This window comes from Helicobacter sp. MIT 11-5569 (assembly GCF_000765695.2).
In the GTDB taxonomy this organism is placed as follows: domain Bacteria; phylum Campylobacterota; class Campylobacteria; order Campylobacterales; family Helicobacteraceae; genus Helicobacter_D.
This window is the reverse complement of the sequence record NZ_JRPB02000006.1, coordinates 12,228-23,957: the sequence shown is the minus strand read 5'-3', so window position 1 is coordinate 23,957 and position 11,730 is coordinate 12,228. Positions and strand designations below refer to the sequence as shown.

Below are 11,730 nucleotides of genomic sequence, written 5' to 3'. Positions count from 1 at the left end.
GTTCTCCTTATTCTGCTTCTGCTTCTTTTGTGAAATCTTCTTCACGCATTGCTTCTTCAATCACTTCTTGCTTTTCTTCTTCACTTGCTGGAACTGCTTCTTGTGGTATTGCTTCACCACCAGCAATTGCGCGCCCTTCAATAATTGCTTCTGCCATTTCTTTGCAGAAAAGTTGGATAGAACGAATCGCATCGTCATTTCCCGGAATTGGATAATCCACAACATCAGGATCGCAGTTTGTATCTAATGGTGCAACAACAGGGATTCCAAGTCTTCTAGCTTCTGCAACAGCAATTTTTTCTTTTGCTGCGTCAATCACAAAAATCATATCTGGAGCTTTTTTAAGATGTCTTACGCCGCCTAAATATTGCGTTAATTTCTCTTTTTTGCGCAAAATCATTAATTTTTCTTTTTTGGTAAGCAAATCAATTTGCCCACTAGATTCCATTTCTTCGATAATTTCTAATTTACGGATAGATTTTTTGATTGTTGAAAAGTTTGTTAGCATTCCACCAAGCCAGCGATAATTTACATAAGGTGCTTGCACGCTTTCTGCATATTGCTTAAGCGTTTCACTTGCTTGCTTTTTTGTCCCTACAAACATAATTGTTTTGCCCTCTGCTGCCGCATCACGCACAATATTATATGTATAGCGAAAATAACGCAAAGTTTTTTGCAAATCAATAATATGAATATTTTTTCTCACGCCAAAAATGTATTTTTTCATTTTTGGATTCCAGCGTCTTGTTTGGTGTCCAAAATGCACACCACATTCTAAAAGGTCTTTCATTGTTACCATAATTTTCTCCTAAATGTGTTTTGGTTTTCCCTCCACGCTCCTTAACGCAATGCGCAACCTAACTAGGATTAGCGTGTGTGAGTTGATAAAATAAAAGACGATGATTATACTGAAAGTTCTTTTAAATTTAGCTAAACTAAAGCTAAATTTAATGTGTTATTAACCCTCTACAAATTCTTTGATATTCTTTAAGATTCCTTGAATTAAAACTTCTTTGCTCTCTTCATAGCCCCACGCATTATGTGGCGTTAAAAGAAGCTTATTAACAAGTTTTGAATCTAAAAAGGGGTGATTTTGCACCATTGGTTCTTTTACAAATACATCAAATCCTGCATAAATTTCACGCTTTTTAAGTTCTTGCGCTAAGTCTTCTTCATTGACAATTCCTCCACGCCCGACATTAATTAAAATCGCTCCATCTTTTAAAAGATATAAATTCTTTGCATTTAATAAATCTTGTGTTTGTGGGTTTAGTGGAGCGTGGATAGATACAATTTGCGATTCTTGCAACAAAACCTCCAAACTCTTATGTGGATATTCTGCATTAGTATTTTTGCCACTTGTGGAATAATAACTCACTTCTGCTCCAAATGCACTTGCAAGCTTAGCAACAGTTTTTCCAATGCTTCCTAAACCAATAATTCCCCATTTTTTCCCATCAATTAAATGCAAAGGATAAGAAAGATTTGTAAATAAAGGATTTTTTGCATACTCCCCACTTTTACAATACGTATCATAAAAGGGAAGTTTTGCGCTCAATGCCAAAGCTAGCATTAGCGTATGTTGCGCGACACTTTGGGTAGAATATCCTGCGACATTTTTAACAATAATCCCAAACTCGCTAGCAGCTTCTAAATCTACATTATTCATTCCTGTTGCAGTAATACATATAAGTTTTAAAGTCCCTTTTAAAGTCTCTAAAATCTCCCTATTTAACACAACTTTATTCGTTAGTATGATTGTTGCACCCTTTGTGCGCTCAAGCACTAAATTTGGAGGAGTAATATCAAATTCTGTGTATGCAAAGCGTTCCTTATAAGCTTCTAGTTGCTCTTTTAAAGTATTCTTGCCTAAACTTAATCCATCTAAAAATACGATTTTTTGCATTTGCGTCCCTTTTGGTTATAATTTCAATCCATTTTACCAAAAAAGAGACAAAATGCGTAATCCATCTAAAATCGTTTCAATTCTTCTTGACGCACTCCCTTATATCCGATTTTTTCGTGGTTCTAAAATTGTAATCAAATACGGTGGAGCAGCACAAATCAACCCAGAACTTAAAGAACAATTTGCTATTGATATTGTTATGCTATATATGCTAGGCATTAAGCCTATCATTGTCCATGGTGGGGGAAAGCGCATTAATACGCTTTTGGACGCCCTAAAAATTAAAAGTGAATTTGTAGATGGGCTACGCGTTACAAGTATTGATGCGCTAAAGATTGTAGAAATGGTGTTAAGTGGTGAGATTAACAAAGAAATCACTGCATTTTTAAACTTTCATGGAGTCAATGCGCTCGGAATTAGCGGCAAAGATGCTTCACTTTTTCAAGCGATTCCAAAAGATAATGGGAAGTATGGTTACACCGGAGAAATCATAGAAACAAATGGTGCAGTTATTAATGATTTGTTAGAACAAAACTTAGTCCCAGTTATCGCCCCTATTGCTTGTGGTGATGAAGCAGGACATCCGGGATTTAATATTAATGCAGATTCTGCTGCAAGTGCAATTGCGGTTGCCATAAACGCAAAAAGGGCGATTTTTCTAACGGATACAAAAGGTGTTTTAGACAAAGAAGGAAATATTATAGAATCTCTAAATCTAATACAAACACAAGCTCTCTATCAAAATAATACAATTCATGGTGGAATGATTCCAAAAGTTGAAGCATGTTTGGATTGTGTGAGAAATGGCGTAGAAAAAGCGCATATTATTGATGGCAGGATTCCACATTCTCTACTTTTGGAGCTTTTCACAAGCACAGGAATTGGCACAGAATTCACAGCAGAATAAGATAGGATTTAAACTTTTTAAAATTTTTACCGATTTAGTTTAAAAATTTTAAACAAGTGAGAAGCTATGAAAATTAATCCGCAAAATTTAAATATTAGGTTATCTGAATCTAGTATAAAGAACAAAACTAAATGCTATAAATTCTATTACAATTAATTCTGCAAAAGAGATAAGCCAAAGAAATGAGATTGCGCACAAAGCCGATGCTATCTTAAATGGTGGCGGATTAAACTATTTTAAAATGTATGATAGTAGCAGTTATAGCAAAATAAGAACTTTTGGGGAAGCGCATTAAATTATGACAAATTTGATTTTGCACTCTCTGCGCAATCCACAAATCGCATGGGAGGAACTTATGCGCAAATTGACCCTATTAACACACTCAATAATACAGGTAAAAGCAAATTCCTTGACACTCCTATTGGACAAATGGAAGTCTTTTTGGACTTAGAAGGCGATAATGATAAATATGGAATCGGAAAAGTTGGATTTATGGGGCAGCTAATCAATTTAGACAATAATAGAGACGGCTTTTTGGATTCTAGTGATGAGTTTTTTGATAAACTAAAGCTTAGAGGTTATGATTCTAATGGTGAAGAAGTGGTTTTAAAACTTAGCGATGTGTATAACTCCCTAGATTTGACAAAATTTGTTAAAACACAAAAAGAAATTGATAATAAATATACAGCAAATGGCACAACTCTTTTTCGTCCAGAAGAAAGCTATAAAGAAATAGAACAAGGACAATTTAAACAACTATTTAAAGAATATGGAAATAAAGATGGGTGGATTAAAATGGATAGTTTGCCTATGGGCATGAATTTTGCATATAAAAAACCAAGCTTAGATGGCTCTACAAGACTACAATCTTTTAGCATAGGTGCTTCAAACAATGATAAAGACAAGTCTTATATAGAAAATATGCAAAGTCGCTTTAATGCAATGTATCAAAACTACTATACAGACAATAGTTTTGCTTCTAAGTTTGCAATCAAGCAAGAATTTCAAACCATCACAGGAATGCAGTTTAGCGAAGCTAAATTTAAAGAGTTTTATGAGGGATTAAATAATCCAAAAACTGCAGAAAAATATGCAAATGCCCTAAAAGATATGGATGCAGTTATCGCAATGAAACTCAATGATGATGGCACTATTACACTAAAATTTGATTCTGGTAGGACATTAGAAGTTAAAGAGCTCTACAGCACTAATGGAGAATTCAATCTAACAGAAAAAGGTGAGAGAGCAAGCCTAATGAGTGAGGCTACAAATCTAAATGACGAAGAGCTAAATAAGCTTGACTTTACACAAATTGGAATGCAAACAGATAATGGAATCATATCTTTAGCAGATTTAGGTATACAATTTATTCAAAAAGAAATGTTTAAAAATGGCAAAACTGCATTTGTTTTGACAAAAGAAAATGGTTCTACACTTATAGCTTCGGATTTATACAAAATAAGAAGTGTAGAGAATATGCTTTTATTTGAAGAATTAAAAGAAAAAGACAAGCTAAGGGCAACGAAGTTTGAAAGAGAAGCGTAAAGATTATATAGATTCAATTCTCTTATAATTAACAAAAACTTAACAAATACTTCATAAAATCTTTACCGCTCTACTTTATCATTTCATTACAATTTTTATTTCAAGGAGTTTCAAATGAAAAAGTTATGTTTAGCTTGTGCTTTTAGTGCTGTAGTTGGAGCAAGTTCTCTCTTTGCTGCTGATGTGGTTATCCAACAAAACGAATTGCCACAAAATTCGCAAAAATTTATCCAAACTTATTTTGCAAACGAAAAAGTAGGCTTGGTTGAAAAAAGTTTTAATGATTATCAAGTAAAATTCTTGGATGATTCTAAAGTAGAGTTTGCAAAAGATGGAGATTGGAGAGAAGTAAAATCTTATGCCCCAATCAGCAATACAAGCTTTATTCCTAAAGAAGTGCTCAATACAATTAAAACAAAATACGCAACTGCGAAAATTATGGAGATTTCAAAAAACTATAATGGTTATGAAGTCAAATTAGACAACCATAAAGAATTGATTATGGATACAGCAGGCAAATTGATAAGTGAGAAATATTAAATAAGGATTCTGCTATTGCATAAATGAGTTACTTTGTAAAGTAACTCATCACTTGCAAATCCATAATGGAATCTTGCTTATAACTTTTGCGATTCCATTATAAAACTTACTGACAAACAAAGCTATAAATTTGCCACTACTTTGCTTACATAGAATCTTGCAATAACACACTTATGGTTCTGTTTCAGCTTAAATAAGAGATTCCGTAATTATAATTACAAAATTATAATTTGCAAGGAGAGCGTGAATGCAAAAACAAAAGATTTCTTCCTATCAGGGTTTTGCAAAAACAAGATTAATCTTTGTCTTAGCCTTTATGTCAAGTCTTGCTCCATTATCTACGGATATGTATTTACCTGCACTTGGCGCAGTGCAAATTAGCTTTGCTACCACCCCTTTTTATACGCAACTTTCTCTTGCTGTCTTTTTTGTCGCCTTTGCGTTTGGGCAGCTGCTTTATGGACCCCTTAGTGATATTTATGGCAGGAAGAAGCCTCTTTATTTTGGAATCGCACTTTTTATTGTAGCAAGTATTATGTGCGTTAGTTTTGATTCTGTCCATAGTTTTATTTTTTGGCGTTTTTTGCAAGCACTTGGTGGTTGTGCTGGCGTGGTGATTGCACGGGCGATTATCAATGACAATTTTGAACTCAAAGAAGCTGCAAGCGCATTTGCATTAATGATGGTTGTCTCTTCTCTTGCTCCTATGTTAGCTCCTGTGTTTGGGAGCTTTTTGCTTGATTTTTTCTCGTGGAAAAGTATTTTTGCGACACTTTTTTCATTAGGGATTCTACTTTTAATATTCATTACTTTTGGAATCCAAGACCAAAAGCCAAAGACAACTACGCAGTCAAATTTTCAAACAATACTGCATAACTATTTTCATATCCTAAAAGACCGAAGATTCCGTGTTTATGTCTTGTCTGCTAGTTTTGTTATGGCGACAATTTTTGCTTATATTACAGGCTCATCATTTCTTTTTCGCGAATATTTTGGATTGAGCGAAAAAGCCTATGGAATCTTATTTGGCATCAATGCTTTAAGTTTTATGATTTTTGCAAATATTAATGCAAGAATTGTGCGCAAAATTTCGCCTTATGCAATATTGCCTTATGCGTTTGTAGTAATGTTTGGAATCGGAATTGCAATGATTATAGTTGGGTGGCTTGATTTGGGATTTTTACCTTTTGAGATTCTTTTGTTTTTAATGCTTGGAATGAATGGATTTATTGTTCCAAACACCACAACGCTTGCAATGGCGCGTTTCAAGCAAGCTTCTGGAAGTGCTTCTGCTATTTTAGGTATGGCACAATTTGCTGTTGCTGGAGCAATTTCTTTTGTTGTTGGAGCAGTAGAAGCCAATACTCCCTTTCCTTTGGCACTGATTATTGCTTGTTGCTTGCTGATTGCTTGTGGAATCTATTTTAATCTTAATGCTAGAGAAGTGCGAAGATATAAAAGGAAATTTTTTGGCTTATAGGATTCTATCTTTAAAGCTTTCAAAGACAAAAAACAATCTAGCTTTACAATCTATGCAAAGCCAACACATTTGCGTATAAGTTTTTCTTATATCCATTTTAATTTTAAACTTTCCTAGCTTTTAAATACGCTCTTTTAGGTGCTGGATAACCTTCGATTGTTTTCTCCCCTGTGGAATCCAAAAAATCTTCTAAAGATTCTCCACTGCTCCACGCGGTTTTTCTCTGCTCATCAAAAGCAGTTTTCAAAGTCGTAATATGCAAAACTTCTTTAAATCCGCAAGATTCCAACCAATTCATAAAAGTTCGCACCGTTGGGATAAAATACACATTTGGCATTTTTGCGTATCTTTCTTTTGGGCAAAGCGCAATTTCCTCTTCCCCTTCTATAACTAAACTATCAAAAATCGCTTCACCGCCCTTTTTAAGAGAGTTATACACTAACTTTATAGAATCTAATGGGCTTTTTCTATGGTATAAAACCCCAAGACATAATAGCGTATCAAAGAAATTTGCAAAATAGCTTAATTCCTCAATCCCCAAAAGCTCAAAGTTTAAACGCTCATCTTTAGCAAAAAATTGTAAAAATTGATATTGTAAAAAACAAAGCGGCATAGGGTCAAATCCTAAAACTTGTCTAGGGTTTTGCTCTAATGCCCTAAACATATAATACCCATTATTACAGCCTATATCTCCTACAAGTTTATTTTCTAAATCCAAATGGGGTGCAAGTAGATTGTATTTTATAGCACTATTCCACTCGCTCACAATCTCTAAATCATTGATTTTAAAAGGACCTTTACGCCAAGGAATCAGTGCCTTAGCCACTTCACAAATCAAAGCAAAAGATTCCATGCTAATGTGTGGAATCTCTAAAGTGATGCTGTCTTTGTAGGAAATTTTAACTTCTGTTAATTCGTATTTTGGAATCGTATTTAGAGATTTTAATTTTTCTTGTAAAGGTAAAATATGTTTAAAGTTTAATGCAAGATTGCGTGTTGTTCTTATTTCATCTAAAGTTTGCATTACCAAACTTCTTGTTCTTGTTGTTGTCTTAAAACCTCATCTTTATAAATGATATTATCAGGGCAAACTTCATGATATTTTCCCTCTGCATCATAATAATAACTTTTTTCGTCCCAATAAGAATTTGAGATTCCACAAGCATTTTGATAAAAACAACCACTAAAACCCATTGCAATAAGAAAAGAAAGAAGACTTTTTTTAATCCACATTTTTTACCTTGTAAATTTTAATAGAAGTGTATAACGCAAAGTAAAAGAAAACGCTTAAGAAAGAGTTAGCAAAAAACAGAATCGCAAAATTTGCGATTCCATATTTTTATAAATATCCTGCAAACATTGCGAAAATATAACCAAACACACAAGAGCTAAACACACCAATTAAGCCTGGTAAAATAAAGCTATGATTGATAACAAATTTCCCAATATGTGTTGTTCCTGAGCGGTCAAACTGAATGGTTGCCAAATCACTAGGATAAGTTGGCAAAATATAATATCCATAGCAAGCAGGAGCAAAAGCTACGATAATAGCAGGATGCACACCGATTCCAAGAGCTAAAGGCACAAATGCCGCAATCGCTGCAGCTTGAGAATTAACAAATTTAGAAATTAATAAAAGCATAATTGCATAAGTCCAAGGATAATCTTGCACCACGCTTCCTAATGCTGTTTTCATCATCGGCGTATGCACTGCAAACATTGTATCTGCCATCCAAGAGATTCCAAACACCGCAACAAGCGCAATCATACCAGAGCGGAAAATTTCGTTTTTGCCGATTTTACCTGCATCAACTTTTGTGAAAATCAACAGCGCAGAACCTGCAAGAAGCATAAACATCTGAATTGTATCTACCATACTCATAGGTTTGCTTACGCCTTTAACCTGAAAATGCGGACGAAGCTCTGGGAACGCACCTAAAATCGCAACAATTGCAATTGCGCCTAAGAAAATCCACATTGCTGCCCATTGCACGCCCGGAAGTTTAACGCCAAGCAAAGTTTTGGAATCTCCATAAACATATTTTTTAAACTCTTCATCTTTGATTCTTTCTTGAAATTCCTCATCTTTATCCAAGTCTTTACCTCTAAACCAAGAGAAAATCCCAACAACCAACACACCACATAGAGTCGATGGAATCGTGATTTTGAGCAAATCCACATAACCATCAAAACCTGCTAAATGTGTTTGAGCATTTAACAAAAATGCAGTTAAAGATACAACAGCCACAGAAACAGGGCTTGCAATAATTCCCATTTGTGAAGAAATAGAAGAAGCTGCCATTGGACGCTCTGGGCGGATTCCATTTTTGATAGCAATATCATAGATAATTGGCATCATTGTATAAACAACATGTCCTGTCCCACAAAGAATTGTCAAAAAGCAAGTTACAAAAGGAGCTAAAATCGTCAAAAATCTAGGATTTCTTCTTAAGATTCTCTCTGCAATTTGCAACATAACATCTAATCCACCACTTGCTTGTAAAGTCGCACTTGCCACAACAACCGCTAGAATCGTAAGCATAACAGAAACTGCAGGTTTTCCGGGCTGCACACCAAATCCAAAAGCAAGCACAAGAAGTCCGACCCCCCCCAACAGACCAAGTGCGATTCCGCCTTTTTTTGCACCATAGAATAAACAAATCAAAACAACAATTAACTGAATCGTAAATTGTGTTCCTTCGCCTAAGGACATTAAAAAATCCATAAAACTATCCTTTAAAATAAAATTAACATATAATTATATTACAAAAAGCAATAAAAGAGACAAAAATTAACAATTTAAATAAAAAAATATAGTTATTTTTATTTTTTAATTTTATATTAAATAAAAGGTAAAATGATATTTAAACTTTTACAATTTCATTCTAAGTGTGGCAAAAGGCATAACAATTTATGTAGCTTGTTAAGTTCAATTTCTAAGGAACAAATACTCCACTATAACCTGTTGTTGCAACAGCCTCTAAAAGCTTATCTTTGACAACATTATCTTCGCATTTTACTCGAGCAATTTTATCTTTTAAAGTAACCTTGACACTTTTTACCCCTTCTGCCTTTAAAAGTGCTTTTCTAACCATAGCAGTGCAAAGCGGACAATGCATTCCTTCTACATAAATTTTATATTCTTCGGCAAACGCTAACCTACTACAAAATATCAAAAGCAATAAAACTCTAACCATATAGCCAACCTAAAATTTCTGGATAAAATAAAACAACTAGCAAAATAACAAACAAGAATAATCCGCTTATTAATTTTAATTTCTTACTAGAATTTATACAAGAATTTTTACAATCACATTTTAAAATACCAAAATAAAAATACAGGGCAAAACAAAGCAAAGACAATAAAATTAAAAGCGGACGATAAGGGGTTAAAAATTCTGCGCCGATTCCAAAAGAAAATCCAAAAAGCAAAAAAAGAAGTGCTGGCAAGCAACAAAGGCTTGCCGCCACTCCTAGACAAAAGGAAAAAAATAAACTTAATTTCGTTTGCATTAAGATTTTTCAATAGAGCGATAGGAATAAGAAAATTCTTTCGCGTCATAATAATCTAATACATTTTCATCGACTTCACCATAAGGATAACCAAAATTATTTAAAGGTATTTGTGCTGGAGTTGGAGTTAGAATAAAATCTCTTGCTGTGTTATAGCCTAACCAACACATTTCCCAATTTCCAAAAAGATATTTTCTTAAATTGATGATTTTAGAATCATTATTTGTTAATTTTTCTGCTAATTTTACTTTTGCTACATCACCCGGGTCGCAAGGAATCCAACCATAACCCCTTACATAAAATTCTGCGCGACAATGTTGTCCCCCTGTAATATTTGCAACTTTATCTTTCGCACTTCCCATTGCATTAGAAAATCTTGATTGTCCAAGTCTAATACCAAAAATTTCCCTAGCAGGAATACCCACACTCCTACAAAGAGCGACAAAAACAGAACTAATATCTGTGCATTTTCCATAAAGTTTTTTGGATTCCAAAATCTGCTTTGCATCTCCAATTCCGCAACCTAAAATACTTTCATCACGCTGCATATTGATTGCAACCCATTCAAAAATTGCTTTTGCCTTTTGCAAATCATCATTTTTTTGTGATTTTGCGTCTTTTAGAATGTTTCGTGCAGTTTGAGCCACAATACCATCTGTTTGAATATGTTCAGTCGCAGCTAAATAAGGCTTAACTTCATCTGGAATCTTTGCTTTTGGATTAAATTTTTTCTGCACTTCTTTAAAATCTGTTGTCCGTTCTATTGTTGTAACATTAAAATTTATATTTAAAGTCGGCTCTTTGACTGCATCAAATTGTGCAAAAAGCGTAGGAATCTGTGTATTGCTAATATAAATATTAGAATAATTCCCACTCCAAGCAATGTTACTTGTTAAATATTGATAAGAGGTAGATTGTGGTAATGGAATCCAAAGATTACATTTCCCTTGTTCTAAAATTTTATGCTCTAAACTTACAGAAAATTCCCTTTTTTGTAAAACTTGGCTTTGATTAACCTTCTCTTGAGATTCTGTCTTTGCCAACAATGGCAAACAACCTAAAGCACTAACTCCTGCTAATTTAAATAGTGTGCGTCTTCTCATTATACTTATCATCTCCCTTTATTGTTAATATTTATTAATACTGACCAAACTTCGATTGAAAATAACTTACTAAGTCTATTCAAATATCATATAACTTTTTGTTCTTTTCTTTGAATTAAACGCACAATATTTGGAATATGTTTATAAATGACAATAAAAGCGATTAAAACTAAAGGTGTATGCGTGGTAATATGTGGAATCTCTGGATGAATGATAAAGCTAGAGCCGATTCCTACAAGTAATCCAAGCAAAGAAGCAAGTGAAGAGATTTTCAAAAATTTACCGACTAAAAACCAAACAATTAAACCTAAAATTGCTTCAATAGGCAAAAATACAGCAACTACACCAACTGTTGTTGCAACTCCTTTGCCACCTTCAAATTTCAAAAATGGTGAAAAACAATGCCCAACCACAGCCAAAAATGCCATCATCCATTGTGCTTCAAAGCTTAAACCTACAAGTTTTGCGATTCCAATTACAACTACGCCTTTAAGCGCATCACTTAGCATTGTTAAAATTGCAATTTTTTTGGCAAGTTTGGGATTCTGTGTTTTTAAGGCGCGTAAAACATTTGTCGCACCAATGCTTCCACTCCCTATTTCACGGATATTGATTCCACCAAAAAACTTCCCATAAAGCAAGCCAAATGGAATCCCACCTACGAAATAAGCTAAAGTATAAAAGATTCCATTAATGCTTGTGAAAAAGTCAATAATTCCTGCTAATAAATACATAA

The 11,730-nt window shown here is 33.9% G+C and carries 13 protein-coding genes; 4 read left to right on the top strand and 9 right to left on the bottom strand.

Features of this window, described 5'->3' with window-relative positions; translation table 11 throughout:
* Positions 1-7: 7 nt before the first annotated feature.
* Together rpsB and LS70_RS06150 are read right to left on the bottom strand one after the other, a co-directional pair.
* A complete protein-coding gene (gene rpsB, locus LS70_RS06155; RefSeq protein WP_034290007.1) occupies positions 8-799 on the bottom strand; it encodes a 30S ribosomal protein S2 in 792 nt (263 codons plus the stop codon).
* A gap of 159 nt (positions 800-958) precedes the next feature.
* Complete coding sequence (locus tag LS70_RS06150) at positions 959-1,906, bottom strand: D-2-hydroxyacid dehydrogenase (protein WP_034290006.1); 948 nt, start codon at positions 1,904-1,906, stop codon at positions 959-961.
* 52 nt (positions 1,907-1,958) lie between these two features.
* On the opposite strand from LS70_RS06150, the gene argB reads away from it, so the two are divergent.
* The 4 genes from argB (at position 1,959) to LS70_RS06130 (ending at position 6,378) form a co-directional block, all read left to right on the top strand.
* Complete coding sequence (gene argB / locus LS70_RS06145; RefSeq protein ID WP_034290005.1) at positions 1,959-2,813, top strand: acetylglutamate kinase; 855 nt, start codon at positions 1,959-1,961, stop codon at positions 2,811-2,813.
* 342 nt (positions 2,814-3,155) lie between these two features.
* The gene (locus LS70_RS06140; protein ID WP_034289999.1) at positions 3,156-4,358 is read left to right on the top strand and encodes a hypothetical protein; all 1,203 of its coding nucleotides are present in this window, start codon (positions 3,156-3,158) and stop codon (positions 4,356-4,358) included.
* A gap of 114 nt (positions 4,359-4,472) precedes the next feature.
* Positions 4,473-4,898 (top strand): PepSY-like domain-containing protein, encoded by a 426-nt coding sequence (locus LS70_RS06135; protein ID WP_034289997.1) that lies wholly within the window; start codon positions 4,473-4,475, stop codon positions 4,896-4,898.
* Between the two features lie 247 nt (positions 4,899-5,145).
* The gene (locus LS70_RS06130; protein WP_034289994.1) at positions 5,146-6,378 is read left to right on the top strand and encodes a multidrug effflux MFS transporter; all 1,233 of its coding nucleotides are present in this window, start codon (positions 5,146-5,148) and stop codon (positions 6,376-6,378) included.
* A gap of 103 nt (positions 6,379-6,481) precedes the next feature.
* On the opposite strand, the gene cmoB is transcribed toward LS70_RS06130, so the two are convergent.
* The 7 genes from cmoB to plsY all read right to left on the bottom strand — a co-directional run bounded on the left by cmoB (position 6,482) and on the right by plsY (position 11,728).
* The gene (gene cmoB / locus LS70_RS06125) at positions 6,482-7,402 is read right to left on the bottom strand and encodes a tRNA 5-methoxyuridine(34)/uridine 5-oxyacetic acid(34) synthase CmoB (RefSeq protein ID WP_034289993.1); all 921 of its coding nucleotides are present in this window, start codon (positions 7,400-7,402) and stop codon (positions 6,482-6,484) included.
* The gene (locus LS70_RS06120; protein ID WP_138109387.1) at positions 7,402-7,611 is read right to left on the bottom strand and encodes a hypothetical protein; all 210 of its coding nucleotides are present in this window, start codon (positions 7,609-7,611) and stop codon (positions 7,402-7,404) included. Before LS70_RS06120 ends, cmoB begins: the two co-directional genes overlap by 1 nt.
* Positions 7,612-7,717: 106 nt before the next feature.
* On the bottom strand, positions 7,718-9,103 hold the full coding sequence (locus LS70_RS06115) for an anaerobic C4-dicarboxylate transporter (protein ID WP_138109386.1): 1,386 nt from the start codon (positions 9,101-9,103) through the stop codon (positions 7,718-7,720).
* A 211-nt stretch (positions 9,104-9,314) separates the two neighbouring features.
* Entirely contained in the window at positions 9,315-9,575 is a 261-nt protein-coding gene (locus LS70_RS06110; RefSeq protein ID WP_034291117.1) for a heavy-metal-associated domain-containing protein, read from the bottom strand.
* The gene (locus tag LS70_RS06105) at positions 9,568-9,891 is read right to left on the bottom strand and encodes a hypothetical protein (RefSeq protein ID WP_034291118.1); all 324 of its coding nucleotides are present in this window, start codon (positions 9,889-9,891) and stop codon (positions 9,568-9,570) included. The genes LS70_RS06110 and LS70_RS06105 overlap by 8 nt, the downstream gene beginning before the upstream one ends.
* The gene (locus tag LS70_RS06100) at positions 9,891-10,994 is read right to left on the bottom strand and encodes a transglutaminase-like domain-containing protein (protein WP_034291119.1); all 1,104 of its coding nucleotides are present in this window, start codon (positions 10,992-10,994) and stop codon (positions 9,891-9,893) included. The genes LS70_RS06105 and LS70_RS06100 overlap by 1 nt, the downstream gene beginning before the upstream one ends.
* 86 nt (positions 10,995-11,080) lie before the next feature.
* On the bottom strand, positions 11,081-11,728 hold the full coding sequence (gene plsY, locus LS70_RS06095) for a glycerol-3-phosphate 1-O-acyltransferase PlsY (protein WP_052083459.1): 648 nt from the start codon (positions 11,726-11,728) through the stop codon (positions 11,081-11,083).
* Positions 11,729-11,730: the final 2 nt, after the last annotated feature.